A 26,680-nucleotide genomic window follows, 5' to 3' on the forward strand; every position below is an offset into this window, starting at 1 on the left:
CGGATAAAACCGCTCCAATCACGCCTGCAAGCAGAAAATCAGCGCTTGCGCAGGATCACGCTGCCGATCGAATAGCCGGCGCCAAAGGAGCTGAGTACGGCGACAGAGCCCTTGGCCAGGTCGTCCTGGTTTTTGTGAAACGCAATCACCGAGCCTGCGGAGCTGGTGTTGGCGTAGGTATCGAGAATCACCGGCGCTTCTTCCACCGTGGCTTCGCGGCCCAACAGCTTCTTCACGATCAGGTGGTTCATGCTCAGGTTGGCCTGGTGCAGCCAGAAGCGTTTCACGTCGCTCACGTTCAACTGGTTTTCTTCCAGGTGCACGCCGATCAGTTCGGCCACCATCGGACACACATCGCGGAACACCTTGCGGCCTTCCTGCACGAACAGTTTGTCCGGCGCGCCGACACCTTCTTCGGCGGCGCGGTTGAGGAAGCCGAAGTTGTTGCGGATGGTGTTGGAGAACTTGGTCAGCAGCTTGGTGCTGACCACCTCGAACTGATGCGCGGAGGTAGCAAGGTCGGCGCGCTCCAGCAGCACGGCGGTGGCCGCGTCGCCGAAGATGAAGTGGCTGTCGCGGTCACGGAAATTCAAGTGGCCGGTGCAGACTTCCGGGTTGACCATCAGGATCGCCCGGGCCTGGCCCAGCTGGATGCTGTTGGCGGCGTTCTGGATACCGAAGGTGGCCGAGGAACACGCCACGTTCATGTCGAAGCCGAAGCCTTCGATGCCCAGCGCTTCCTGGACTTCAATGGCAATCGCCGGGTAGGCGCGTTGCAGGTTGGAGCAGGCGACGATCACGCCGTCGATATCGGCGGCGGTCCTGCCGGCGCGCTGCAGCGCCTGTTCGGCGGCGGCGACGGCCATCTGGCAGAGCACCGACCACTCGTCATTGCTGCGCTCGGGCAGGCGCGGGGCCATACGTTGCGGGTCAAGGATGCCCGCCTTGTCCATCACAAAGCGACTCTTGATACCCGATGCCTTCTCGATAAAGGCCGCGCTGGACTCGGTCAGCGCCTGCACCTCACCGCGCTCGATGGCGGCGGCGTTGTCGGTGTTGAACTGATGCACGTAAGCATTGAAAGACTGCACCAGCTCTTCGTTGGAGATGCTGTTGGCCGGGGTATACAGGCCAGTGCCGCTGATGACGACGTTATGCACGGTCGTTCCTCTGGATAGGTCAGGCAGAAGGTATTGGCACTTTAGTACCAAACTGTAAGTCGTTTGATTCCATCCAGTGGCATCAAACTGGCATCGCTTTATTCCATCGCGTCGCAGCCCTTGCGACGATCCCGGCATTTATGGGCGCGAAGTTTGCCACAAACCCGGGGATTTGGCGCCACATCTCAGACAAGCGCTGGTTTAAATGCGGAAGGCGCCGCCTTGGCGCTGTCGCGCAACAACCTGGCGAGCGGGCTTGTTGTGGGAGCGGGCTTGCCCTAATGCCGTTCAGTTAAGCGCAGATTCCCTGTGGCGAGCAGGCTTGTCCTGCGTTGGGCTGCGCAGCAGCCCCAAAACCAGACGCTGAGCCGTATCAGGTACACCGCGTTTTGCTTGATTGGGGGCGCTTCGCACCCCAACGCGGGGCAAGCCCGCTCGCCACAACAAGCCCGCTCGCCACGACAGGCCCGCTCGCCGCAGAGGCAGTTGGGCACTCGGCGGTTCAGGGCTCTACCTGGCTCCACTGCTTGCTCAGGCGCTTGTCGGAGATCGGTACTTTGGTCCCCAGTTGCTGCGCAAACAGTGACACCCGGTATTCCTCCAGCCACCAGCGGTAGAGTGCCAGCTGCGGGTCGCGCTTGCCTTCCTGGGCGTGTTTTTTCAGACGATTCTCATACTGCGTCCACAGTCCGCCCAGTTCGGTGCTCCACACCCGATCCTTTTGCACCTGGCCCGGCAATTTCTCCAGGCGTTGCTCGATGGCCTTGAGGTAGCGCGGCAGTTCCTTGAACCATTGCGCCGGGGTTTCCCGCACAAACCCCGGGTACACCAAGTGGCTTAGCTGCTGCTTGATATCGTTCAGCGCCACAGCCTGGGTCAGGTCGATCTTGCCTTTAAAGCGCTTTTGCAGGCCATGCCAGAGTTTCAGCACCTCCAGGGTCAGGCGCGCCAGGCGTTCGGCGTGTTCGGTCCAACCGCCCCGCGTGCGCTCGGCCAAGGCGGCCAGCCCGGCACCGTCGCGCGGCAGGCTGGCTTGACCTTCGAGCACGCAGCTGTCGAGGCTGGCCAGCAGGATGTCTTCGACCAGCGCGTCGATGCGCCCCAGGTCACGGTACATCAGGCCCAGCTCGGTCAGGCCGGGCAGTTTGCCGCGCAGGAATTTCGCCGGCTCCGCCAACTGTTGCAGGAGCAGACGCTGCAACGCGCGGCGATGCTGAAACTCGGCCTCGACGGCCGTCGAGAAGCGCCCCTCCTTGACCGTGCCGCTCTCCTCCACCAGCGCCGGATACACCGTCATCGACAGGCCGGCGATCTGCTGCTGGGTCTTCTCGGCCACCGCCGCAAACGCCCTGGCCTGCACCGGCTCCTGACTTTTTGCGGTCTGCGGCACGGCCAACGCGGCCTGGCTGGCTTCGGCGAAACGTGCGGTCAGCTCGGCCAGGTCGCGGCCTTCGCCGAGGAACCTGCCCTGCCCGTCGACCACTTCCAGGTTCATCCTCAGGTGGCTTTCCACCTGCTGCGCCGCCTCGGCCCAGGCGTCATCGCTGACCCGCGCGCCGGTCATGCGCAACAGTTCGCGCCCCAGCGCCTGGGGCAGCGAGCCGTTGCCGAATTCGATGCGCTGCAGCGCGGCCTTGACGAAATCCGGCACCGGCACAAAGTTCTTGCGCAGCGCCTTGGGCAGGTTGCGCACCAGGGCAATGCACTTGGCCTCGATCACCCCCGGCACCAGCCACTCCAGGCGCTCCGGCGGCAAAGCCGGCAGCAGCGGCGCCGGCACGCGCAGGGTCACGCCGTCGCGCGGGTGGTTGGGTTCGAAGTGATAACTCAAGGCCAGGGCCAGGTCGCCCAGGTGCAGGGTGTCCGGGTAATGCGCGGCAGTGACTTCACTGGCCTCGCGGGCCAGCACGTCTTCCTCACGCATGATCAGCAGTTGCGGGTCTTTCTGGCTGTTGATTTTGTACCAACTGTCGAAGGTGGCAGTCTGATGAATCTCCGCCGGCAACCGCGCATCGTAGAACGCGTACAGGGTTTCTTCATCGGCCAGAATGTCACGACGGCGCGCCTTGGCTTCCAGCTCGTCGAGCTGCTCCAGCAATTGCTGGTTGGCGCTCAGGCACCTGGCCCGCGACTGGATCTCGCCACGCACCAGGCCCTCGCGGATAAACAGCTCGCGCGACACCACCGGGTCGATCGGCCCGTAATGCACCGGCCGGCGCCCGACCACGATCAGCCCGAACAGGGTGATCTGCTCGAACGCCACCACCTGGCCGCGCTTCTTCTCCCAGTGCGGCTCGAAATGGTTTTTCTTGATCAGGTGCCCGGCCAGCGGTTCGATCCAATCGGCATCGATCTTGGCGACCATGCGCGCATACAGCTTGGTGGTCTCCACCAGCTCGGCGGTCATCAGCCATTGCGGGCGCTTTTTGCCGATGCCCGACGACGGATGAATCCAGAAACGCCGCTGACGCGCACCGAGGTAATCGCCGTCTTCGGTCTTCTGTCCGATCTGGCTGAGCAGGCCCACCAGCACCGCCTTGTGCAGCTTGGGGTAGTCGGCCGGTTCTTTGTTGAGGGTCAACTGCAGGTCGCGGCAGATCAGGCTCAACTGGCGATGGGAATCGCGCCATTCGCGCAGGCGCAGGTAGTTGAGGAAGTTCTTGCGACACCAGTTGCGCAACGGGCTGGCAGTCAACGCCTGGCGCTGCTCTTCAAAGCCGCGCCACAGATTGACCAGCCCGGCGAAGTCCGAATCCGGGTCCTTCCACTGGGCGTGGGCCTGGTCGGCGGCCTGCTGACGCTCCGGCGGGCGCTCGCGCGGGTCCTGGATCGACATGGCGCTGGCCACGATCAACACTTCCTGCAAACTGCCGAGTTTGGCGGCTTCGAGCAGCATGCGGCCCATCCGCGGGTCCACCGGCAGGCGCGCCAGCTGGCGGCCCAGCGGCGTGAGCTGGCTGTTGCGATCCACCGCCGACAGCTCCTGCAGCAGGTTGAACCCGTCGCTGATCGCCTTGCCGTCCGGCGGTTCGATAAACGGGAAATCGGTGATTTCGCCCAGGCGCAGGTGCAGCATCTGCAGGATCACGGCGGCGAGGTTGGTGCGCAGAATCTCCGGGTCGGTGAATTCCGGGCGACCGATAAAGTCTTCTTCGCTGTACAGCCGTATGCAGATACCCGGCTCGACCCGCCCGCAGCGGCCTTTACGCTGGTTGGCGCTGGCCTGGGAAATTGCCTCGATCGGCAGGCGTTGCACCTTGGCGCGGTAGCTGTAGCGGCTGATGCGCGCGGTGCCGCTGTCGATCACATAACGGATGCCCGGCACGGTCAGCGAAGTTTCCGCGACGTTGGTCGCCAGCACCACGCGCCGCCCCGGGTGGGACTGGAAAATGCGCTGCTGTTCGGCCGGCGACAGGCGCGCGTACAGCGGCAAAATTTCGGTGTGCTTGAGCTGGGCCTTGCGCAGCATCTCGGCGGCGTCGCGAATCTCGCGCTCGCCGGGCAAAAACACCAGCACATCGCCGGGGCTGCGTCGCTCGCTGCGCTCGTAGGCTGCGACTTCATCCAGCGCGGCAAGAATCGCCTGGTCGACGGTCAGATCGTCCTCGACGCGGTTGCCCTCCTCGTCCTGCTCCAGGGTCAGCGGCCGGTACCAGGTGTCCACCGGGAAGGTGCGGCCCGAGACTTCGACAATCGGCGCATCGTCGAAGTGTTTGGAGAAACGCTCCAGGTCGATGGTCGCCGAGGTGATGATGACTTTCAGGTCCGGGCGGCGCGGCAGCAGGGTTTTCAGGTAGCCGAGCAGAAAATCGATGTTCAGGCTGCGTTCGTGGGCTTCGTCGACGATGATCGTGTCGTAGCGTTCCAGGTAGCGGTCGTTCTGGGTTTCCGCCAGCAGGATGCCGTCGGTCATCAGCTTGATCAGGGTATTGGAATCGCTCTGGTCTTCGAACCGCACCTGATAGCCGACCAACGCGCCCAATGGGGTCGCAAGCTCTTCGGCGACCCGGCTGGCCACACTGCGCGCAGCGATCCGGCGTGGCTGGGTGTGACCGATCAGGCCGTACTGGCCGCGACCGATCTCCAGGCAGATTTTCGGCAACTGGGTGGTTTTGCCCGAGCCGGTCTCGCCGGCAATGATCAGTACCTGATGCTTGTTCAACGCAGCCTTGATTTCATCGCGCTTGGCGGCAATCGGCAGGCTGTCGTCGTAGCGGATCACCGGCAGGCTCGCGCGCCGCGCGGTCACCTGGGCGCAGGACGCCTGCATGCGCGTCACCCACTGCGCCAGCTTCTCCTCATCGGGCTTCTTGCGCAGCTCGAGCAACTGGCGCCGCAAGCGGTGGCGGTCGGCGAGCATGGCGTGATCGAGGTTTTTCAGCAGTGGGTCGATAGCGGGCGCTTGGTCAGTCATCAGGTACTTTGACGGTCATCTGTTTAGGCGGGGCCGGCAAGTGTGGCAGAAAAGCGGTTGGGAGCGCCAAGCTTCACGCGCGACTCGGGTGTAAACCGAAAACAAATGTGGGAGGGGGCAAGCCCCCTCCCACATGGATGTGTGTGCAGTTTATAGCGGGTCCTTGCGCCGATACGGGAACACATCAATCACTTTGCCGGCGCGGATCGCGTCCTGCAGCCCTTTCCAGTAGTCGGCATCATACAGCTCGCCATGCAGCTCATCGAAGAGCGTGCGCTGGCCGGCATCGGCAAACAGGAACGGCGGGAACTCTTCCGGGAACACGTCCAGCGCGCCGATGGAATACCAGGGCTCGGAGGCCATTTCGTCTTCCGGGGTGCGCGGCGCGGGAATGTGGCGGAAGTTGGCTTCGGTGAGAAAGCATATTTCGTCGTAGTCGTAGAACACCACGCGCCCGTGGCGGGTGACGCCGAAGTTCTTGAGCAACATGTCGCCGGGGAAGATATTCGCCGCCGCCAGTTGCTTGATCGCCAGGCCATAGTCGTCCAGGGCTTCGCGCACCTGGGCGGGGTTGGCGCGTTCCAGGTAGAGGTTGAGCGGGGTCATGCGCCGCTCGGTCCAGCAGTGGCGAATCAGCACGGTGTCGCCTTGCACCTCAACGGTACCGGCGGCCACCTCAAGCAGCTCGGCCAGGCAGTCGGGCTCGAACTTGCTCCGCGGGAAGCGGAAATCGGCGAACTCCTGGGTGTCGGCCATGCGTCCGACGCGGTCGACGCTTTTGACCAGACGGTATTTCTCGATCACCGTGGCGCGGTTGACGTTCTTCGACGGCGAGAATCGGTCCTTGATGATCTTGAACACGGTGTTGAAACCCGGCAGCGTGAACACGCTCATGACCATGCCACGCACACCCGGGGCCATGATGAAACGGTCGTCGGTGCTCGCCAGATGGTTGATCAGCGCGCGGTAGAACTCCGACTTGCCGTGCTTGTAGAAACCGATGGAGGTGTACAGCTCGGCGATGTGCTTGCCCGGCAGGATGCGCCGCAGCAAGCCGATGAAGTCAGCCGGCACCGGCACGTCGACCATGAAGTAGGAACGGGTGAACGAGAAGATGATCGACACCTGCGCTTCGTCAGTGATCAGCGCATCGATCTGGATGCCACGTCCTTCGCGGTGCAGCAGCGGGATCACCAGCGGCCATTGTTCGTCGTGGGTGTAGATGCGCCCCACCAGATACGCCCCCTTGTTGCGGTAAAGCACCGAAGAAAACAACTCGACGTTCAGGTCCGGGTCCTTGCAGACCCAGTCCGGCAGGCTCTCGCGCAATTGCGCCTGGAGGCGGCGCACGTCGCCGGGCAGGTCGGCGTAGGGCTCGCTGAAACAGAAGTCGGCGAAGACCTGCGCCAGCAGGTCCGACAGGTTCCCGGCCGGCGTGTAAAGGCGGGTCTGCGCCGCCCTCGCCTGGCGCTGGCTTGGCCGCGTGGTGTGGATGAACATGCAGGCGTCGCTGATCAGGTCATGGCTGAAGAGGCCGCAGAAGATCGAGTTGTACCAGGTCTCGGCCAACTCATCGTCGACGCGCAGGTCGATCAGGCCGATATAGGCGCTCTTCACCTGGGGCCAATTGCTGCTCTGCAGCAACACAGCACTGTCGAAACCTGCCCGCAGGCGCGCCGTCACTTCGGCCACTTTCTCTTCATACAAGTTGATCCGCGCTGCCGACGCCGCCTGCCCCTGCTGCCACTGGGCCTTTTCGAAACGTTCACGGGCGCCATCGGTGATCCGGCGAAAGTGCTCACGGTAATCGTCGAAGCCGTCAAGCAGGGTGCGGGCAATGGCGAGGGCGGACATGGGAGAAACCTCCACTATTTTCAGTTTTTTTATTCGACCGAGCGGTCAGTAACTGCACGACAAATCCCTACTCTCAGACTCGGACTTTTTATCTGTACGCCTTTAACGGCACCGTCTGGCGCGTTTGACAGGGAAAGCCTGCCCGGCTCATCCGGCCCCTAACAAATGTAACCGTGCTGATACACCGTAAGGGAAACCCTGATTACCACGTTAATGGCGCTTTGATATATAGCCCGCGCCCTCCCAGCCTGACAAGGTCACAAGACCGATCCGGGAGCAGGTTTCAACCCCCCGAGGAGCAGTGAGATGTCGTTGAGGAACATGAGGATTGGTCTGCGTGCCAGTCTGAGTTTTGCCGTATTGGCCAGCCTGCTGGTGATTGTCGGCCTGTTCGGCCTGGGGCAGATGGCCGAACTGCGCGAAAGCGCGCTGATCATCGAGCGCTCGTGGATGCCGAGCATCGAAAACGCCCATGAAATCGCCGCCACCGTGGCCGGCATTCGCCTGGAGGCGCTGCGCTTCGTTACCACCGATGAATCACGCATCCGCGACACCAGCCGAGGCCTGATCACGCGCAATACCGGTCAGCTCAAGGCGTTGCTGGCCAGCCATGAGAGCCTGCCGAGCAACGACGACGAGCGCGCGCTGCTGCAACAGGTCAACACTGCGGTGGCGAGCTACATGGGTACCATCGGCCAGATGATCAGCCTGGTGGACAAGGAACAGCAACAAGACGCCATCGACCTGGTCACCAGCCGCCTGGCGCCCCTGGGCAATGCCCTCAACCAGCATCTGGAGGCCTTGATCAACTTCAACAAGCGGGGTGTCGAAGCGGCGGCCGACTCGGCAGCGCAGGTGTATGCGCGTGCGCGCTGGATTGTCGGCCTGATCATCGTCGTCGCGCTGGTCGCCACGTTGCTGCTGGCCTGGCTGCTCACCCGCAGCATCACCACGCCGCTGGGCCAGGCGCTGGCAGTGGCGCGCACCATCGCCGCCGGCGACCTGAGCCAGCCCGTGACCGTGCACGGTCGCGACGAGCCGGCGCAACTGCTGGCCGCCCTGGCCAGCATGCAGACGCAATTGCAGGGCACCTTGCGCGGCATCAGTGAGTCGGCGCAGCAACTGGCCTCGGCGGCCGAAGAAATGAGTTCGGTAATGGCGCAGAGCACACGCGGCCTGCAGGCGCAAAACGATGAAATCGAACAGGCCGCCACCGCCGTCACCCAGATGAGCGTCGCCGTGGACGACGTGGCCAACAACGCAGTGTCCAGCGCCGAAGCGTCGCAGGCCTCGGACGAGGACAGCAAACACGGCCACCACCAGATCAGCCAGACCATCAGCGCGATCCAGAGCCTGGTCGACGAAGTGCTCGGCGCCTCGAACAAGGCCGAAGGCCTGGCCGCCAAGGCGCAGGACATCAGCAAGGTGCTCGAAGTGATCCGTGGCATCGCCGGGCAAACCAACCTGCTGGCACTCAACGCCGCCATTGAAGCGGCCCGCGCAGGCGAGGCCGGACGCGGCTTTGCGGTGGTCGCCGATGAAGTACGCTCGCTGGCGCAACGCACCCAGGCCTCCACCGAAGACATCGAGCAGATGATCACCAGTATCCAGCAAGGCACCCAGGACACCGTCGGCGCACTCAACAGCAGCGCCGAACACGCCGGTCATACCCTGCAGCGGGCCAACAACGCCGGCAACGCGCTGGCGAAAATCACCGCGTCCATCTCGCAGATCAACCAGCGCAACCGCGTGATCGCCAGCGCCGCCGAGCAACAGGCGCTGGTGGCCCGTGACGTCGACCGCAGCCTGGTGAACATTCGCGCCCTGTCGACCCAGACCGCCGCCGGCGCCAGCCAGACCTCGGCCGCCAGCCAGGAACTGTCGCGCCTGGCCGTGGACCTCAATGGGCTGGTGACGCGGTTCGTCGTTTAATTAGCGATTGTGTCAGGCAGGCCGCTGGGCAACACTCGCGGCCTTATCAAGGTAGGAATGTGCTGTGAGACCTGTCGACACCCTGTACCTGCTGGGCCTGGCTGCCATCTGGGGCGCGAGCTTTCTGTTCATGCGCATCATCGCGCCGGAAATCGGCAGTGTGCCGACCGCGTTTTTCCGCGTGTCGATCGCCGCCGCCGGCCTGCTGGTGATTCTGGCGCTGATGCGCGTGCGCTGGGATTTCCAGGGCAAGTTCAAAACCGTGCTGCTGCTGGGCGTAATCAACTCCGGGATCCCCGCCACGATGTACTCGGTGGCCGCCCAGGTGCTGCCGGCGGGTTACTCGGCGATCTTCAACGCCACCACGCCGCTGATGGGCGTGTTGATCGGCGGGTTGTTCTTCAGCGAACGCCTGACCCCCTCGAAATTTGCCGGGGTATGCCTGGGCCTGTTCGGTGTGGGTGTGCTGACCCGCGCCGGCCCGGTGGCGTTTGACCTGCCCTTGCTGATGGGCGCGCTGGCGTGTCTGTTGGCCACCACCTGCTACGGGTTTGCCGGGTTTCTCGCGCGGCGCTGGCTGGATCGCCAGGGCGGGCTGGACAGCCGTCTGTCCGCCTTGGGCAGCATGCTCGGCGCCACCCTGTTTCTGTTGCCGCTGTTCGCCTACAGCGCCATCAGCCATCCCCCGGCGAGCTGGGGCGGCTGGCAGGTGTGGACGTCGCTGCTGGGGTTGGGACTGGTGTGCACGGCGTTTGCCTACGTCCTGTACTTTCGCCTGCTGACCGCCATCGGCCCGGTGAGGTCGATGACCACGACCTTTTTGATCCCGCCGTTCGGCGTGCTGTGGGGCGCGCTGCTGCTGGATGAGCCGTTGTCGATGGCCCACATGTATGGCGGCGTATTGATTGGCGGAGCATTGTGGCTGGTGCTGCGGCCACAGCGGATTGTTGCAAAAAGAATCTAAATAAACCTCCGATACGGCCGATAACCCCCGAAAGCCTCACGGATTGAACTGCCATGCGTAATAACCAGCCCGTTACCCAGCGCGAACGTACCTTCCCTGCCCAGCAACGGTTGATCTCCACCACAGATGCCAAAGGGGTTATCACCTACTGCAACGACGCTTTCGTCGAAATCAGTGGGTTCAGCCATGACGAACTGATGCGCGCACCGCACAACCTGGTGCGTCACCCGGACGTTCCGGCGGCCGTCTTCGCGCACATGTGGACCACGCTCAAACAAGGCCTGCCATGGATGGGCATCGTCAAGAACCGCTGCAAGAGTGGCGATCACTATTGGGTCAACGCCTATGTGACGCCGGTCTTCGATGGCAGCCAGGTGATCGGCTACGAGTCGGTGCGCGTCAAGCCCACCGCCGAACAGATCCGCCGCGCCGAAGCGCTTTATCAACGCATCAACCAGGGCAAGTCGGCGATTCCGCGGCGCGACAAATGGCTGCCGGTGTTGCAGGACTGGTTGCCGTTCATCCTGGTGAGCCAGTTGAGCTTCATGATCGGCGTATCGCTCAATTCCCACTGGGGCTTCGCCCTGGCGGCCGGGTTGTCGGTGCCGTTGGGGCTGCTGGGCCTGCGCTGGCAGCAGCGCGGCCTCAAGCGCTTGCTGCGCCTGGCCGAGCAGACCACCTCAGACCCGTTGATCGCGCAGATGTACACCGACAGCCGTGGCGCCCAGGCGCGTCTGGAAATGTCGATCCTCAGCCAGGAAGCCCGTTTGAAGACGTGCCTTACGCGCTTGCAGGACACTGCCGAACACTTGAACGCCCAGGCGCTGCAATCCAACACCTATGCGCATAACAGCTCCAGCGGCCTGGAACGCCAGCGCGTGGAAACCGAGCAGGTGGCCACGGCGGTCAACCAGATGGCGGCGACCACCCAGGAAGTCGCCAGCCACGTGCAGCGCACGGCGGACGCGACCCAGGAAGCCAATCGCCTGACCGGTCGCGGTCGCGACATCGCCGGGGAAACCCGCGAGGCGATTCAGCGCCTGTCGGTGGCGGTGGGCGAAACCGGCGTGACCGTGACCCAGTTGGCCAAGGACAGCGATGAAATCGGCGGCGTGGTCGACGTGATCAAGGGCATTGCCGACCAGACCAACCTGCTGGCACTGAACGCCGCCATTGAAGCGGCGCGTGCCGGTGAGATGGGCCGGGGGTTTGCCGTGGTGGCGGACGAAGTGCGCCAACTGGCGCAGCGCACCACCGAGTCCACCGGGCAGATCCATGCCCTGATCGCCAAGCTGCAACAGACCGCCAACGCCGCCGTGCAGACCATGGACGCCGGGCGCCGCCAGGCCGAAGAAGGCGTGACGCGGGTGACGGAAGCGGACCAGGCACTGGTCGGCATCAGCGAAGCGGTGGCGCACATCACCGACATGACCACCCAGATCGCCGCCGCGACCGAAGAGCAAAGCTCGGTGGCCGAGGAGATCAGCCGCAATATCAGCACCATTGCGTTGCTGGCGGACCAGACCTCGGAGCAGGCGATGAACTCGGCGCAGTTGAGCGAAGAGCTGACCCATACGGCCAATTCCCAGTATTCGCTGGTGGAGCGTTTCAACCGGTAATCGCTATCGGGAGCAAGCCCCCACCTTTACAGTGTTCACCAATGGAAATGTGTGAACCAATCAAAGGTGGGAGGGGGCTTGCTCCCGATGAGGCCCTAACAGCCACCGAGAAACTCTGCCACCTTCACCGCCGCAGCCTCCAGATGCTGCTCATGACTGAACCCCGACGCCTTCAACGGCTTCAAGTCATGGTCCGCCGCCGCCAGCCACATCACCTCGATGCTCGGCGACAACGCATACCCCTCCACCGCCGCCCGATTGCCCAGCGCATCGCGCTCGCCCTGCACGATCAAGCTCGGCGTCTTCAACCCGGCCAAATGCTCGACCCGTGGTTTCTCCGGCTTGCCCACCGCATAGAACGGATACCCCAGACACACCAGCCCGTCGGCCGCCAATTCATCGGCCAGCAAACTGGCCATGCGCCCGCCCATGGACTTGCCGCCAATCGCCAGTTTGCCGCCGACATGGCGTCGCACCTCGGCATACACCTCCCGCCAGGCCTCCAGCAGTTTCGGCGCCGGGTTCGGCGGACGTTTGCCGCCGTCCAGCCGACGCTGGGCCATGTAGGGAAACTCGAAACGCAATACGTTGACGCCATGCCCGGCAAGGCGTGCAGCCATGTCGCTCATGAAGCTGGAGTCCATCGGCGCGCCGGCGCCATGGGCCAGCATCAATGTGACCGCCTCACCTGACGCGCCTTGAGCGGCGGCATCCCACAACCAGCCGCGTTCCCGCACACAGTGTGCCCACTGATCCCCGTCAATACTTGCCTTGTGCTGTTTGCCCACGCTTGCCTCGCTATTCAATCGGTCTGTCGCTCATGAACATTACCGTGTAAGTACCGCCTGTCACCACCTGGAGGCCCCCACAACACCGCTCCTGCGACGCCGGATTTGCGTGCAGGACAGGCCCGGAAATATTCCTGTCCACTTGATCAGCTTTCAATTTAGGATATTGTCCCTACACTGAGCACGGAAAAGCCGCAGAATCTGGCGTTCAACCTGGTTGATGGCGGTGATCACGTGCGTTGCAATGGCCTCTCGCTTTCTCCATACTGCGGCCGCTTTATCTATAAAAATACTAAATCGTGGAACCCCGGAATGAGCACAGCAATCAGCCCGACTGCTTATAACTACAAGGTCGTCCGTCAGTTCGCCATCATGACGGTGGTCTGGGGCATCCTCGGCATGGGGCTCGGCGTATTCATCGCCTTGCAACTGGTCTGGCCGCAATTGAACTTCGACCTGCCCTGGACCACCTTCGGTCGCCTGCGCCCGCTGCACACCAATCTGGTGATCTTCGCCTTCGGTGGCTGCGCGTTGTTCTCCACCTCCTATTACGTGGTGCAGCGAACCTGCCAGGCGCGCCTGATCAGCGACAGCCTCGCCGCATTCACCTTCTGGGGCTGGCAAGCGGTGATCATCGGCGCCATCGTCAGCCTGCCGCTGGGCTACACCACCACCAAGGAATACGCTGAACTGGAATGGCCGATCGCGATTTTGCTGGCAATCGTGTGGGCGGCCTACGCAACGGTGTTCTTCGGCACCATCGTCAAGCGCAAGACCCGGCACATCTACGTTGCCAACTGGTTCTACGGTGCGTTCATCCTGGTGACGGGGATGCTGCACATCGTCAACCACGCATCGTTGCCGGTCAGCCTGTTCAAGTCCTACTCGGCCTATGCCGGCGCAACAGACGCGATGATCCAGTGGTGGTACGGGCACAACGCCGTCGGCTTTTTCCTCACCACCGGTTTCCTCGGGATGATGTACTACTTCGTGCCCAAGCAGGCCGAACGCCCCATTTATTCCTATCGCCTGTCCATCGTGCATTTCTGGGCGCTGATCACCCTGTACATCTGGGCGGGCCCCCACCACCTGCACTACACCGCATTGCCCGACTGGGCGCAGTCCCTGGGCATGGTGATGTCGATCATCCTGCTGGCCCCCAGCTGGGGCGGCATGATCAACGGCATGATGACCCTCTCCGGCGCCTGGCATAAGCTGCGCACCGACCCGATCCTGCGCTTTCTGGTGGTGTCGCTGGCGTTCTACGGCATGTCGACGTTCGAGGGGCCGATGATGGCGATCAAGACCGTCAACGCGCTCTCCCACTACACCGACTGGACCATCGGCCATGTCCACGCCGGTGCCCTGGGCTGGGTGGCGATGATCTCCATCGGCTCGCTTTACCACATGATCCCCAGGCTCTACGGCCGCACGCAGATGCACAGCATCGCGCTGATCAACAGCCACTTCTGGCTGGCCACCATCGGCACCGTGCTCTACATCGCCTCGATGTGGGTCAACGGCATCACCCAGGGCCTGATGTGGCGGGCGATCAACGATGACGGCACGCTCACCTTCTCCTTCGTGCAAACGCTGCAGGCCAGCCATTCGGGCTATATCGTGCGGGCCGTGGGTGGAGCGATCTTTGCCAGCGGCATGCTGCTGATGGCCTACAACGTCTGGCGCACCGTGCGCGCCTCGGACCCGGCGCAAGCCGAAGCCGCCGCCGCCATCGCCGTTGCGGGAGCGCACTGATGAAGCATGACGTCGTCGAGAAGAATATTGGCCTGCTGGCCTTCTTCATGGTCATTGCCGTGAGCATCGGCGGGCTGACCCAGATCGTCCCGCTGTTTTTCCAGGACGTGACCACCAAGCCCATCGAAGGCATGAAGCCGCGCAGCGCGCTGGAGCTGGAAGGGCGTGACGTGTACATCGCCAACGGTTGCGTGGGTTGCCACTCGCAGATGATCCGTCCATTTCGCGCCGAAACCGAACGTTACGGCCATTACTCGGTGGCTGGCGAAAGCGTGTGGGACCACCCATTCCTGTGGGGCTCCAAGCGCACCGGGCCGGACCTGGCGCGGGTCGGCGGGCGTTACTCGGATGACTGGCACCGCGCGCACCTCTACAACCCGCGCAACCTGGTGCCGGAGTCGAAAATGCCGGCGTACCCGTTTCTCGTCGAAAACATACTCGACGGCAAGGACACGGCGAAGAAGATGCAAGTGCTGCGCACCCTGGGCGTGCCCTACACCGACCAGGACATTGCCGGCGCGGCCGCCGCCGTCAAGGGCAAGACTGAAATGGACGCACTGGTGGCCTACCTGCAAGGCCTGGGCACCCTCATCAAGAGCAAACGGTGATCGCATGGATATCGGGATGATTCGTGGCCTGGGCACCCTGGTGGTGATGGTGGCCTTCATCGGCCTGGCGTTGTGGGTGTTCAGCCCACGGCGCAAGGCCGAGTTTGACGAGGCAACCCTGCTGCCTTTCGCCGACGACCCGCAAGCGCTCCAGCAGGTCGAGCAAGCCGCCAGGGATGATAAGCAATGAGCACGTTCTGGAGCCTCTACGTCAGCGTCCTCAGCCTGGGCACTCTGTTCGCCATCACCTGGCTGCTGCTGTCGACCCGCAAGGGCCAGCGCAGCGAGCAGACCGAGGAAACCGTCGGTCACTCGTTCGACGGCATCGAGGAGTACGACAACCCGTTGCCCAAATGGTGGTTCATGCTGTTCATCGGCACCCTTGTCTTCGCCCTCGGTTACCTGGCGCTGTACCCGGGCCTGGGCAATTGGCAGGGCCTGCTGCCGGGCTACAACTACCTCGACAACGACCGGCAGACGCCCTTCGCCAACGGCAAGACCGGCTGGACCTCCGTGCATGAATGGGAAAAGGAAATGGCCCAGTCGCAGGCGAAGTTCGGCCCGATCTTTGCCACATTCGCCGCGATGCCGATCGAGGACGTGGCCAGGGACCCAAAGGCCTTGAAGATGGGCGCTCGCCTGTTCGCCTCCAATTGCTCGGTGTGCCACGGTTCCGATGCCAAGGGCGCCTACGGCTTCCCCAACCTGGCCGACGCCGACTGGCGCTGGGGTGGCACGCCTGACGCCATCAAGGCGTCCATCCTGAAAGGCCGCCAAGCGGTGATGCCGGGCTGGGCCGCCGTCATCGGCGAGCAAGGCGTGGCCGACGTGGCAGGTTTTGTGCTGAGCAACCTCGACGGCCGCACACTGCCCGAAGGCACCAGGGCCGACGTGGCCAATGGCGCGAAACTGTTCGCCGCCACCTGCACGGCCTGCCACGGCCCGGCCGGCAAAGGCAACCCCGCCATGGGCGCGCCGGACCTGACGCACCCGGGTGCATTCATCTACGGATCAAGCTTCGCCCAGTTGCAGCAAACCATCCGCCACGGCCGCCAGGGCCAGATGCCGGCGCAGGAGCAACTGCAGGGCAATGACAAGGTGCATGTGCTGGCGGCGTATGTGTACAGCTTGTCTCATGGGGATGAGAAGACTGAGGAGCATGCCAAGTCCGTCGAGGCCCCCGCGCAGTGAGCGCTGGGCAGGACTGTGTTTTTTCTGCTCTGGACAGAGACCGCTGGTAGCCTCGGGCTTGCTCGTCACACAGCCAAAGTAGTAACGTGACTACATTAATTTCAAGAAAGGGGAATGCCCCATGACTATCACGACGATCTCCAGCCGCGAATTCAATCAGGACACAAGTGGTGCCAAAAAAGCAGCCCGCCAGGGACCGGTTTTCATCACCGATCGCGGCAAGCCTGCTCATGTGCTGCTAAGCATTGAGGACTACCAGAAACTGACAGGTCTCAACGCCGATATCGTTGACCTGTTGGTGATGCCGGAAGCGGCCGATATCGACCTCGAAACCAGGCGCGCCGTGATCACTCATCGACCTGTGGACCTCTCTTGATGTATTTGCTCGACACCAATGTCATCTCCGAACTTCGTAAACCCCGGGCAGACGCGAACGTGGTCGCCTGGGCCAAAAGCATTATCGCTACGCGCATGTTCATCTCGGCGATCACCTTAAAAGAGCTGGAAACCGGCGTACTGCGCATGGAGCGACGAGACCCGGCGCAGGGCAAGGTGTTGCGTACCTGGCTCAAGCGCCACGTGATGCCGGCATTCGATGCCAGAATCCTGCCCGTTGACGCAGCCGTGGCATTGCGTTGCGCCAACCTGCATGTGCCTGACCAGGCCAACGAGAGTGATGCATTGATTGCCGCGACTGCGTTGGTACATGGACTCACGGTGGTCACCCGTAACATCAGTGACTTCCAATCCAGCGGCGTTCCACTGATCAATCCATGGGACCAATGACCGGCCGATGCCATGATGAGCGACCAGATACCGGTACATGACGTCACCCCGCCCGGGAAAACCGTTGATCTCTACGCGTCACGAGAGAAGATCTACACGCGCGCGTTCACCGGCCTGTTTCGCACTGTGCGCATGCTCGGCGGCGGCGCATTGCTGCTGCTGTATTTCGGCACGGTGTGGCTCGATTGGGGTGGCCATCAGGCGGTGTGGTGGAACCTGCCGGAGCGCAAGTTCTTCATTTTTGGCGCCACCTACTGGCCCCAGGATTTCATCCTGCTGTCGGGCATCCTGATCGTCGCGGCGTTTGGCCTGTTCTTCATCACCGTGTACGCCGGGCGCGTGTGGTGCGGCTATACCTGCCCACAAAGCGTGTGGACGTGGATGTTCATGTGGTGCGAAAAAATCACCGAGGGCGACCGCAACCAACGCATCAAGCTGGACCAGGCGCCGATGAGCGCCAGCAAATGTCTGCGCAAGTTGGCCAAGCACACGCTGTGGTTGTTGATCGGCCTGGCTACCGGCCTGACCTTCGTCGGTTACTTCTCGCCGATCCGAGAGCTGGTGGTGGAGTTCTTCAGCGGCCAGGCCGATGGCTGGGCGTATTTCTGGGTCGGTTTCTTCACCCTTGCCACCTACGCCAATGCCGGCTGGTTGCGCGAGCAGGTGTGCATCTACATGTGCCCTTATGCGCGCTTTCAGAGCGTGATGTTCGACAAGGACACCCTGATCGTGTCCTACGACCCGCGCCGTGGCGAAGTGCGTGGCCCGCGCAAAAAAGACAGCGACCACAGGGCCCAGGGCCTGGGCGATTGCATCGACTGCACGATGTGCGTGCAGGTGTGCCCTACCGGTATCGACATCCGCGACGGCCTGCAAATCGAATGCATCGGCTGCGCCGCCTGTATCGACGCCTGCGACAGCATCATGGACAGGATGGACTATCCGCGCGGCCTGATCAGCTACACCACCGAGCACAACCTGTCCGGGCAGAAAACCCACACACTGCGCCCGCGCCTGATCGGTTACGCAGGGGTGTTGCTGGCGATGATCAGCCTGCTGGTGGTGGCATTCCTCCTGCGTCCGCTGGTGAGCCTGGATGTGAGCAAGGACCGCGTGCTGTTCCGCGAAGACGTCGAAGGCCGCATCGAAAACGTCTACAGCCTGAAGATCATGAACAAGGACCAGCGCGACCACCTCTACCTGCTCAGCGCCACTGGCCTGCCCGACCTCAAGCTGCAAGGCCGGCGTGAAATCAGGGTGGCCGCCGGTGATACCGTCAGCCTGCCGGTAGGCCTGTCGAGCGCGCCGCAGCAGTTGCCGTCGAGCACCAACGAAGTGACATTCATCCTGACGGACGTCGATGACGCCGGCGTCCGGATTGAAGCCGGCAGCCGATTCATCGGCCCGCCCGTTCGATAACCAGAGAACCGAACCATGCCCCCAGCCACTGCCGCAAGCCCCTGGTACAAGCACCTCTGGCCCTGGATCATCATTGCGATCCTGGCCTGTTCGGTGACGCTGACCCTGTCCATGGTGACCATTGCGGTGAACAACCCGGACAACCTGGTCAACGACAATTACTACGAGGCCGGCAAGGGCATCAACCGCGCCCTGGACCGTGAACGCCTGGCCCAGACTCTGCAACTGCGCGGCAAGCTGCACCTGGACGAACTGACCGGTGAAGTCGAGTTGCGCCTCACCGGCTACAGCAACCCGAACACCCTGCAACTCAACCTGATTTCCCCGACCCAGCCGCAGAAGGACCGCAGGATCAACCTGACCCGCAGCGACAGCGAACCGGGCCGCTACATCGGCCAGGTGACCGACAGGGTCGAGGGCCGGCGCTTCGTCGAACTGCTGGGGGTGGAAGGCAACCAGACCTGGCGCCTCTTCGAAGAAGAAGACGTCAGCCACGACAAGGACCTGCTGCTGGGTGATGAACCGCTGCAGGGCGCCGAGGAGCTGAAGCAATAAAAACGCACGCCTCGCTCAAAATGCTCGCACAGAGGCCCTCCCAGCCACCCCAGATACCAACCATGACCAGCCCCTGCTACCACTGCGCCCTGCCCGTTCCAGCCGGCAGCCGCTTCACCGCGATGATCCTTGGCGAGCGCCGCGAGCTCTGTTGCCCGGGCTGCCAGGCTGTGGCCGAAGCCATCGTGGCCGGTGGGCTGCAACATTATTACCAGCACCGCAGCGAAGCCTCGGCCAACCCCGACACCCTGCCGGTGCAATTGCTGGACGAGCTGGCGCTGTACGACCGCGCCGATGTGCAAAAACCTTTCGTGCGCCACGACGGCGACCTGGCCGAAACCACCCTGCTGATGGAAGGCATCAGTTGCGCGGCCTGTGGCTGGCTGATCGAAAAACACCTGCGCCGCCTGCCCGCCGTGGCCGAGGCGCGGCTGAACCTGTCCAACCACCGGCTGCACCTGCGCTGGGCCGACGAGCAAGTGCCGCTGAGCCGGCTGCTCAGTGAGTTGCGCCATATCGGCTACGCCGCCCACCCGTATCAGGCCGACCGCGCCGCCGAGCAACTGGCCGGGGAAAACCGCCTGGCCCTGCGCCGACTCGGCGTCGCCGGCCTGCTGTGGTTCCAGGCAATGATGGCTACCATGGCGACCTGGCCGCAATTCAATGTCGACCTCAGCCCCGAGCTGCACGTGATCCTGCGCTGGGTCGCGATGTTCCTGACCACACCCATCGTGTTCTACAGCTGCGCGCCATTCTTCAACGGCGCGATGCGCGATTTGCGCACGCGCCACCTGACCATGGACGTGTCGGTGTCCCTGGCGATTGGCGGCGCGTACCTGGCCGGCATCTGGACCGCCATCACCGGCACGGGCGAGTTGTATTTCGACGCGGTGGGCATGTTCGCGCTGTTCCTGCTGGCCGGGCGTTACCTGGAACGTCGCGCCCGGGAGCGCACCGCTGCCGCCACCGCGCAACTGGTCAACCTGTTGCCCGCTTCGTGCCTGCGCCTCAAGCATGACGGCCAGAGCGAACGTATCCTGCTGTCCGAGCTGGCCCTGGGCGACCGTGTGCTGGTGCACCCCGGCGCGGTGCTGCCGGCCGACGGCGTGATCCTCGAGGGCCAGTCGAGCATCGATGAATCCCTGCTGACCGGCGAGTACCTGCCACACCCCCGGCAAGTCGGCGACAGCGTGACGGCCGGCACGCTCAACGTCGACGGCGCGCTGACCGTGCAGGTGCGCGCCCTGGGCCACGACACGCAACTGTCCGCCATCGTGCGTCTGCTGGAACGCGCCCAGGCGGAAAAGCCACGCCTGGCGCAGCTGGCCGACCGCGCCGCACAGGGGTTCCTGCTGGGTTCATTGATAGCCGCCGCCGTGATCGGTCTGCTGTGGTGGCAGCTCGACGCGTCGCGGGCATTCTGGATCGTGCTGGCGATGCTGGTAGCGACCTGCCCGTGCGCCTTGTCGCTGGCCACGCCGACGGCGCTCACCGCCGCCACCGGCACGCTGCACAGCCTCGGCCTGCTGCTGACACGCGGCCATGTGCTCGAAGGCCTGAACCAGATCGATACGGTGATTTTCGACAAGACCGGCACCCTCACCGAAGGTCGTCTGACCCTCAACGCCATCCGGCCTCTGGGCGAACTGAACAGCGACCAATGCCTGGGCCTCGCCGCCGCCCTGGAAAACCGCTCCGAGCACCCGATTGCCCGCGCATTCGGCCGGGCGCCGCTGCCCGCCGTTGACGTGCGCAGCGCTGCGGGCCTGGGGCTGGAAGGTCGCGTGGGTGAACGCCTGCTGCGCATCGGCCAGCCTGCATACGTGTGTGAACTCAGCGGTTGCCCGCCGCCCGCCGCGCCGGAGCAAACCGGGCAATGGCTGCTCTTGGGCGACCGCAGCGGCGCGCTTGCGTGGTTCGTGCTCGACGACCGCCTGCGCAGCGATGCGCCAGCGCTGCTCGCAGCGTGCAAGGCACGAGGCTGGCGCACGCTGCTGCTGTCGGGGGACAGCTCGCCGATGGTCGCCAGCGTCGCCGCAGCGTTGGGCATTGACGAAGCCCACGGCGGCCTGCGCCCGGATGACAAGTTGCAGGTGCTGCAACGCTTGCACGCGCAGGGTCGCAAGGTGCTGATGCTCGGCGACGGTGTCAACGATGTGCCCGTACTGGCCGCCGCCGATATCAGCGTGGCCATGGGCTCGGCCACGGACCTGGCGAAATCCAGCGCCGACGCGGTATTGCTGAACAACCGCCTGGACGCTCTGGTGCAGGCGTTCAGCCTGGCACGGCGGACCCGCCGGGTGATCATTGAAAACCTGCTGTGGGCCGGCCTGTACAATGGCCTGATGCTGCCGTTCGCCGCGCTGGGCTGGATCACGCCGCTCTGGGCGGCAATCGGCATGTCTGTGAGTTCGTTGACCGTGGTACTCAACGCCCTGCGCCTGACACGCCAGCCGGGGGCGCCCTTTACGCCCGTTGCCAAACCGCCCGTTGCCGGCCTGAGCCGCGCAGGCCTGGAGTAGCGATGCCAGCTCTTTACATAATGATTCCGGCGGCGCTGCTGTTAGTGGGCGCGGCGATCTACCTCTTTTTCTGGGCAGTGGACAGCGGCCAGTACGACGACCTCGACGGCCCGGCCCACAGCGTGCTGTTCGACGATCAGGACGCGAACCACCTCGCCGCTATCGACGAGGCCAATCCACCGCAGCAACCGCCCAGGGATCCGCCCCGTGCTTGACCTGGCGCCGCTGCTGATCTCCGCGCTGATCCTAGGCCTGCTGGGTGGCGGCCATTGCCTGGGCATGTGCGGCGGGCTGATGGGTGCGCTGACCCTGGCGATTCCCCGCGAGCAACGCAACCGCCGTTTTCGCCTGCTGCTGGCGTACAACCTGGGGCGCATCCTCAGCTATGCCTGCGCCGGACTGCTCATCGGCCTGGCCGGCTGGGCGGTGGCCAACAGCCCTGCGGCGATGGTCATGCGCGTACTGGCCGGTGGACTGCTGATCTGCATGGGCCTGTACCTCGCCGGTTGGTGGAGCGGCCTCACCCGCCTCGAAAGCCTGGGCCGTGGCCTGTGGCGGCATATCCAGCCGCTGGCCAACCACATACTGCCAGTGTCGAGCCTGCCGCGTGCCTTACTGCTCGGCGCACTCTGGGGCTGGTTGCCGTGCGGGCTGGTCTACAGCACCTTGCTGTGGGCAGCGAGCCAGGGCAATGCGGCCCACAGCGCATTGCTGATGCTGGCTTTCGGCGTGGGCACTTGGCCTGTGCTGCTGGCCACAGGCCTGGCGGCGGAGCGGGTCACCGCATTACTGCGCCGGCGCAGGGTGCGCATGGCCGGTGGCGTGCTGGTGATGTTGTTCGGCTTCTGGACCCTGCCGGGCCCGCACCAGCACTGGCTGATGGGGCATTAGTCAGCCTGTGGCACAGCGCCACTCCCCGTTGATGCAAATCAACATGCCTGCCCCTCCCTGCCCCTAGACTCCGCCCATCAGCCTATCCGGGGGAGCGCCCGCATGCTCGACGCCATTTGTTGGGACACCGATCTGATTCACCGCTACGACCTCGCCGGGCCGCGCTACACGTCCTACCCCACCGCCGTGCAATGGCACAACCAGGTCGGCGCCTTCGAGCTGTTGCACGCGCTGCACGACAGCCGCAAGGCCGCGCGACCGCTGTCGCTGTATGTGCACGTGCCGTTCTGCGCAAACATCTGCTACTACTGCGCCTGCAACAAGGTGATCACCAAGGACCGTGGCCGCGCCAGGCCCTATCTGCAAAGCCTGACGCAAGAGATCGAGAAGGTGGCCTGCCACCTCGGCCCAAAACAGGTGGTGGAGCAGCTGTATCTGGGCGGCGGCACTCCGACCTTTCTCAGCCACGACGAACTGCGCCAGATGATGGGCAGCCTGCGCCGGCACTTCCATCTGCTGGATGACGACTCGGGCGACTACGGCATCGAGATCGACCCGCGCGAAGCCGATTGGGCAACCATGGGCCTGCTGCGCGAGCTGGGGTTCAACCGGGTGAGCATCGGCCTGCAGGACCTCGACCCGCACGTGCAGCGCGCGGTCAACCGCCTGCAAAGCCTGGAGCAAACGCGCGCGGTGATCGACGCGGCACGCACCCTGCAGTTTCGCTCGATCAATATCGACTTGATCTATGGATTGCCCGAGCAGTCGCCGCTGAGTTTTGCCCACACCGTGGAGGAAGTCATCCGACTGCAACCGGACCGCGTGTCGGTGTTCAACTACGCGCACCTGCCGGAGCGCTTCATGCCCCAGCGGCGCATCAACAGCGATGACCTGCCCACCCCGGCCGCCAAACTGTTGATGCTGCAAACCAGCATCGAACAGTTGACCCAGGCTGGCTACCGCTACATCGGCATGGACCATTTCGCCCTGCCGGACGACGAACTGGCCAGCGCCCAGGAAGACGGCACCCTGCAACGCAACTTCCAGGGCTACACCACCCACGGACACTGCGATTTGATTGGGCTGGGGGTGTCGGCGATCAGTCAGATAGGCGACCTGTACTGCCAGAACACCAGCGACCTCGGCGTCTACCAGAACGTGCTGGCGGGTGCGCAACTGGCGACCTGCCGTGGGCTGCTGTGCACCCCGGATGATCGACTGCGGCGCGAGGTGATCCAGCAGTTGATCTGCCATTTCCAGCTCGACTTCGAGTGCATCGAGCGGGCGTTCACCCTCGACTTTCGCGGCTATTTTGCCGCGCTGTGGCCGCAGTTGCAGACCATGGCCAGCGACGGCCTGATCAAGCTCGACGCCCAGGGCATCCGCGTACTGCCGGCCGGGCGCCTGCTGGTACGCTCGCTGTGCATGCTCTTCGATGCCTACCTTGCGCAGCAGAACCGGCAGCAGTTTTCGCGGGTGATCTGAAGCGTTACTTCGATGCCAGGCTCATGGCTTCCATCTGCGCGTCGGCAGGCTGGTCCTTCATGGCCTTGCCCAACTGCATCTGCACCATGGTCAGGCTGGCCTGCAACGTGGCGATGCTCGCCTGCAGGTTGGCAACCCGCGCCTGACGCGCCTCGGGTGTCATCGAATTGTCGGACTGGGCGGCAGCGACTTCGGCCTGCTTATCGGCGATCTGCTTTTTCAGCTCGCGGATCATTTTCAGTAGTTGTTTGACCGGGTCGGTCTGACTGCTGTTATCGATGTCCTTGTTCGAGTCGGTTTTGGCGGCACGAAAGCCGGCATTGGAGATCGACACGCTCACACCCTCGGTCACCTTGGTCTCACTGACAGGTTTTTCGTCGTCGCGCGCCGCTTCTGCCGCCGGGTTTTTCCTGAGGTCCGGCACCGTGGGAATGTTCACACTGGAAGGATTGAGGCCACCGATGGAAGACATGATCCGGGTCCTGATTGAATGAGATAGGCCTTTGTATCGGCACCGATACACGAACCTTTATAGCGTCGGCGCCGTTTTGTACGCGCTGGCCTCACCTACCCTCGGTGCGTTACCCTTACGTCTTATGTGTGATTTCCCACAAGGATTTAAGAAATGCCTGAGCCAGTCAAACTGCGCGCTCACAGCCAGGCTCACTGCAAGGATTGCAGCCTGGCCCCCCTCTGCCTGCCACTTTCGTTGAATCTGGAAGACATGGATGCGCTGGACGAGATCGTTAAACGCGGGCGCCCGCTGAAGAAAGGCGAGTTTCTGTTTCGCCAGAGCGACCGGTTCGATTCCGTCTACGCAGTACGCTCGGGCGCGTTGAAAACCTTCAGCCTGAGCGGCAGCGGCGAAGAGCAGATCACCGGATTTCACCTGCCCAGCGAACTGGTCGGACTGTCAGGCATGGACACCGAGATGCACCCGGTGTCAGCCCAGGCGATGGAGACCACCTCGGTGTGCGAAATCCCCTTCGAGCGCCTGGATGAACTGGCCTTGCAACTGCCGCAACTGCGCCGCCAGTTGATGCGCGTGATGAGCCGCGAGATTCGTGATGACCAGCAAATGATGTTGCTGCTGTCGAAGAAAACCGCCGACGAACGCATCGCCACCTTCCTGGTCAACCTCTCGGCACGCTTTCGCGCCCGTGGGTTCTCGGCCAACCAGTTCCGCCTGAGCATGTCGCGCAATGAAATCGGCAACTACCTGGGCCTCGCGGTGGAAACCGTGTCCCGGGTATTCACGCGTTTTCAACAGAATCAATTGCTGGCCGCCGAGGGCAAGGAAGTGCACATCCTCGACCCGATCCAGCTGTGCGCGCTGGCGGGCGGCTCCCTGGAAGGCTGATCCAGACACCTGCGGCCAAGCGCACCGGCGACGCCGCAGGTATACTTCGCGTCCGTTTTCCTCCCAGGACCCTCGACGATGATCCTCGATTCGTTCGACATCAAATCCCTGATCCGCCCCGTCATCGACTTCCCCAAGCCTGGGGTGATTTTCCGTGACATCACGCCGCTGTTCCAATCACCCCGCGCTCTGCGCCTAGTGGCCGATACCTTTGCCCAGCGCTACGTCGAGGCCGACTTCACGCACATCGGCGCAATGGATGCGCGCGGTTTCCTGATCGGCTCGATCATCGCCTACCAGTTGAACAAACCGCTGATCCTGTTCCGCAAGCAGGGCAAATTGCCGGCCGACGTGCTCGCCGAGGGTTACCAGACCGAATACGGCGAGGCTTTTCTGGAAGTGCACGCCGACAGCCTCTGCGAAGGCGACTCGGTGCTGATGTTCGATGACCTGATCGCCACCGGCGGCACCCTGATTGCGGCAGCGAACCTGGTGCGACGCATGGGCGCGCAGATCTTTGAAGCAGCGGCGATCATTGATTTGCCGGAGCTGGGTGGGTCGCAGCGTTTGCAGGCCATGGGGATTCCCACGTTCTGCCTGACGCAGTTTGCATTGACCGAAAAATAGCGGTTAAGCCGCAAGTCAAAATATGGGAGGGGGCTTGCTCCCTCCCACATTTTTATTGGGTGTGCACCTTGAGGCTTGCGGTATTGCCTAGAGCGCGATGGGCTTGCGGCCGGCGAACGAGTGCGCGAGGGTGCCGCCGTCCACCAGTTCCAGCTCGCCACCCAGTGGCACGCCGTGGGCGATGCGCGAGGTAATCAGGCCTTTGTTGGTCAGCAGCTGCGCGATGTAATGCGCGGTGGCCTCGCCTTCCACGGTCGGGTTGGTGGCCAGGATCACTTCGGTGAACGTGCCCTGCTCCTGGATCCGCGTCACCAGTTGCGGAATGCCGATGGCTTCCGGCCCCAGGCCGTCCAGCGGCGACAAATGGCCCTTGAGCACGAAGTAACGGCCGCGATAGCCGGTCTGCTCCACCGCGTAGACGTCCATCGGCCCTTCCACCACGCACAGCAAAGTGTCGTCGCGGCGCGGGTCGGCGCATTGTGGGCAGAGTTCTTCTTCGGTGAGGGTGCGGCACTGACGGCAATGGCCTACGCCTTCCATGGCCTGGCTCAGGGCCTGGGCCAGGCGGATGCCACCGCTGCGATCACGCTCCAGCAGTTGCAGCGCCATGCGCTGGGCGGTTTTCTGGCCGACGCCCGGCAACGTACGCAGGCCGTCGATCAGTTGGCGAATCAGGGGGCTGAAGCTCATGGGCGAAGGGTCCGACAAAACAACGAGACGCGGTTTATACCCGCGCCTCGGATTAGCGTC

General features: G+C 63.5%; 23 protein-coding genes. 17 read left to right on the plus strand and 6 right to left on the minus strand.

What is annotated here, in order from left to right:
• Positions 1-38 precede the first annotated feature (38 nt).
• The 3 genes from JOE32_RS10005 to aceK form a co-directional block, all read right to left on the minus strand.
• Entirely contained in the window at positions 39-1,160 is a 1,122-nt protein-coding gene (locus tag JOE32_RS10005) for a beta-ketoacyl-ACP synthase III (protein WP_209983608.1), read from the minus strand.
• Between the two features lie 502 nt (positions 1,161-1,662).
• On the minus strand, positions 1,663-5,574 hold the full coding sequence (gene hrpA / locus JOE32_RS10010; protein ID WP_209983610.1) for an ATP-dependent RNA helicase HrpA: 3,912 nt from the start codon (positions 5,572-5,574) through the stop codon (positions 1,663-1,665).
• Between the two features lie 150 nt (positions 5,575-5,724).
• Positions 5,725-7,428, minus strand: coding sequence for a bifunctional isocitrate dehydrogenase kinase/phosphatase (aceK, locus tag JOE32_RS10015; protein ID WP_209983612.1), 1,704 nt, complete (start codon positions 7,426-7,428; stop codon positions 5,725-5,727).
• A 306-nt stretch (positions 7,429-7,734) separates the two neighbouring features.
• On the opposite strand from aceK, the gene JOE32_RS10020 reads away from it, so the two are divergent.
• From JOE32_RS10020 to JOE32_RS10030, 3 genes are all read left to right on the plus strand, one after another.
• Positions 7,735-9,360 carry a methyl-accepting chemotaxis protein gene (locus JOE32_RS10020; RefSeq protein WP_209983615.1) on the plus strand — a complete coding sequence of 542 codons (1,626 nt, stop codon included), beginning with the start codon at positions 7,735-7,737 and terminating at the stop codon, positions 9,358-9,360.
• Between the two features lie 64 nt (positions 9,361-9,424).
• Positions 9,425-10,324, plus strand: coding sequence for a DMT family transporter (locus JOE32_RS10025; RefSeq protein ID WP_209983617.1), 900 nt, complete (start codon positions 9,425-9,427; stop codon positions 10,322-10,324).
• A gap of 53 nt (positions 10,325-10,377) precedes the next feature.
• Positions 10,378-11,943: a PAS domain-containing methyl-accepting chemotaxis protein gene (locus tag JOE32_RS10030; RefSeq protein ID WP_003230455.1), complete on the plus strand. Its 1,566-nt coding sequence runs from the start codon at positions 10,378-10,380 to the stop codon at positions 11,941-11,943.
• 95 nt (positions 11,944-12,038) lie between these two features.
• Here JOE32_RS10030 and JOE32_RS10035 read toward each other — a convergent pair whose 3' ends face one another.
• The gene (locus JOE32_RS10035) at positions 12,039-12,731 is read right to left on the minus strand and encodes an alpha/beta family hydrolase (protein ID WP_209983618.1); all 693 of its coding nucleotides are present in this window, start codon (positions 12,729-12,731) and stop codon (positions 12,039-12,041) included.
• Between the two features lie 312 nt (positions 12,732-13,043).
• On the opposite strand from JOE32_RS10035, the gene ccoN reads away from it, so the two are divergent.
• From ccoN to hemN, 12 genes are all read left to right on the plus strand, one after another.
• Complete coding sequence (gene ccoN, locus JOE32_RS10040; RefSeq protein ID WP_209983620.1) at positions 13,044-14,486, plus strand: cytochrome-c oxidase, cbb3-type subunit I; 1,443 nt, start codon at positions 13,044-13,046, stop codon at positions 14,484-14,486.
• Positions 14,486-15,094: a cytochrome-c oxidase, cbb3-type subunit II gene (gene ccoO / locus JOE32_RS10045; RefSeq protein WP_209983622.1), complete on the plus strand. Its 609-nt coding sequence runs from the start codon at positions 14,486-14,488 to the stop codon at positions 15,092-15,094. Before ccoN ends, ccoO begins: the two co-directional genes overlap by 1 nt.
• A gap of 4 nt (positions 15,095-15,098) precedes the next feature.
• Positions 15,099-15,284 carry a cbb3-type cytochrome c oxidase subunit 3 gene (locus JOE32_RS10050; RefSeq protein ID WP_209983624.1) on the plus strand — a complete coding sequence of 62 codons (186 nt, stop codon included), beginning with the start codon at positions 15,099-15,101 and terminating at the stop codon, positions 15,282-15,284.
• Positions 15,281-16,285 (plus strand): cytochrome-c oxidase, cbb3-type subunit III, encoded by a 1,005-nt coding sequence (gene ccoP, locus JOE32_RS10055; RefSeq protein ID WP_209983625.1) that lies wholly within the window; start codon positions 15,281-15,283, stop codon positions 16,283-16,285. The genes JOE32_RS10050 and ccoP overlap by 4 nt, the downstream gene beginning before the upstream one ends.
• 121 nt (positions 16,286-16,406) lie before the next feature.
• On the plus strand, positions 16,407-16,661 hold the full coding sequence (locus JOE32_RS10060; RefSeq protein ID WP_209983628.1) for a type II toxin-antitoxin system Phd/YefM family antitoxin: 255 nt from the start codon (positions 16,407-16,409) through the stop codon (positions 16,659-16,661).
• Positions 16,661-17,071, plus strand: a complete 411-nt coding sequence (locus JOE32_RS10065) for a type II toxin-antitoxin system VapC family toxin (RefSeq protein ID WP_209983630.1) — start codon at positions 16,661-16,663, stop codon at positions 17,069-17,071. Before JOE32_RS10060 ends, JOE32_RS10065 begins: the two co-directional genes overlap by 1 nt.
• A gap of 15 nt (positions 17,072-17,086) precedes the next feature.
• A complete protein-coding gene (gene ccoG / locus JOE32_RS10070; protein WP_209983632.1) occupies positions 17,087-18,490 on the plus strand; it encodes a cytochrome c oxidase accessory protein CcoG in 1,404 nt (467 codons plus the stop codon).
• A 15-nt stretch (positions 18,491-18,505) separates the two neighbouring features.
• Positions 18,506-19,045, plus strand: a complete 540-nt coding sequence (locus JOE32_RS10075; protein WP_209983635.1) for a FixH family protein — start codon at positions 18,506-18,508, stop codon at positions 19,043-19,045.
• A gap of 62 nt (positions 19,046-19,107) precedes the next feature.
• Positions 19,108-21,567, plus strand: a complete 2,460-nt coding sequence (locus tag JOE32_RS10080; protein ID WP_209983637.1) for a heavy metal translocating P-type ATPase — start codon at positions 19,108-19,110, stop codon at positions 21,565-21,567.
• A gap of 2 nt (positions 21,568-21,569) precedes the next feature.
• On the plus strand, positions 21,570-21,782 hold the full coding sequence (gene ccoS / locus JOE32_RS10085) for a cbb3-type cytochrome oxidase assembly protein CcoS (protein ID WP_209983638.1): 213 nt from the start codon (positions 21,570-21,572) through the stop codon (positions 21,780-21,782).
• A complete protein-coding gene (locus JOE32_RS10090) occupies positions 21,775-22,458 on the plus strand; it encodes a sulfite exporter TauE/SafE family protein (protein WP_209983640.1) in 684 nt (227 codons plus the stop codon). Before ccoS ends, JOE32_RS10090 begins: the two co-directional genes overlap by 8 nt.
• Positions 22,459-22,560: 102 nt before the next feature.
• Positions 22,561-23,943: an oxygen-independent coproporphyrinogen III oxidase gene (hemN, locus tag JOE32_RS10095; RefSeq protein WP_209983642.1), complete on the plus strand. Its 1,383-nt coding sequence runs from the start codon at positions 22,561-22,563 to the stop codon at positions 23,941-23,943.
• A 4-nt stretch (positions 23,944-23,947) separates the two neighbouring features.
• On the opposite strand, the gene JOE32_RS10100 is transcribed toward hemN, so the two are convergent.
• The gene (locus JOE32_RS10100; protein WP_209983644.1) at positions 23,948-24,415 is read right to left on the minus strand and encodes a hypothetical protein; all 468 of its coding nucleotides are present in this window, start codon (positions 24,413-24,415) and stop codon (positions 23,948-23,950) included.
• Positions 24,416-24,568: 153 nt separating this feature from the next.
• Between JOE32_RS10100 and fnr the strand changes: the two genes are divergently transcribed.
• Both fnr and JOE32_RS10110 read left to right on the plus strand, forming a co-directional pair.
• The gene (gene fnr, locus JOE32_RS10105; protein WP_209983647.1) at positions 24,569-25,303 is read left to right on the plus strand and encodes a fumarate/nitrate reduction transcriptional regulator Fnr; all 735 of its coding nucleotides are present in this window, start codon (positions 24,569-24,571) and stop codon (positions 25,301-25,303) included.
• 78 nt (positions 25,304-25,381) lie between these two features.
• The gene (locus tag JOE32_RS10110) at positions 25,382-25,930 is read left to right on the plus strand and encodes an adenine phosphoribosyltransferase (protein WP_057009159.1); all 549 of its coding nucleotides are present in this window, start codon (positions 25,382-25,384) and stop codon (positions 25,928-25,930) included.
• Between the two features lie 87 nt (positions 25,931-26,017).
• On the opposite strand, the gene recR is transcribed toward JOE32_RS10110, so the two are convergent.
• Positions 26,018-26,620, minus strand: coding sequence for a recombination mediator RecR (gene recR / locus JOE32_RS10115; RefSeq protein WP_003230421.1), 603 nt, complete (start codon positions 26,618-26,620; stop codon positions 26,018-26,020).
• Between the last annotated feature and the right edge of the window lie 60 nt (positions 26,621-26,680).

The organism is Pseudomonas sp. PvP025 (assembly GCF_017832155.1).
In the GTDB taxonomy this organism is placed as follows: Bacteria; Pseudomonadota; Gammaproteobacteria; order Pseudomonadales; family Pseudomonadaceae; genus Aquipseudomonas.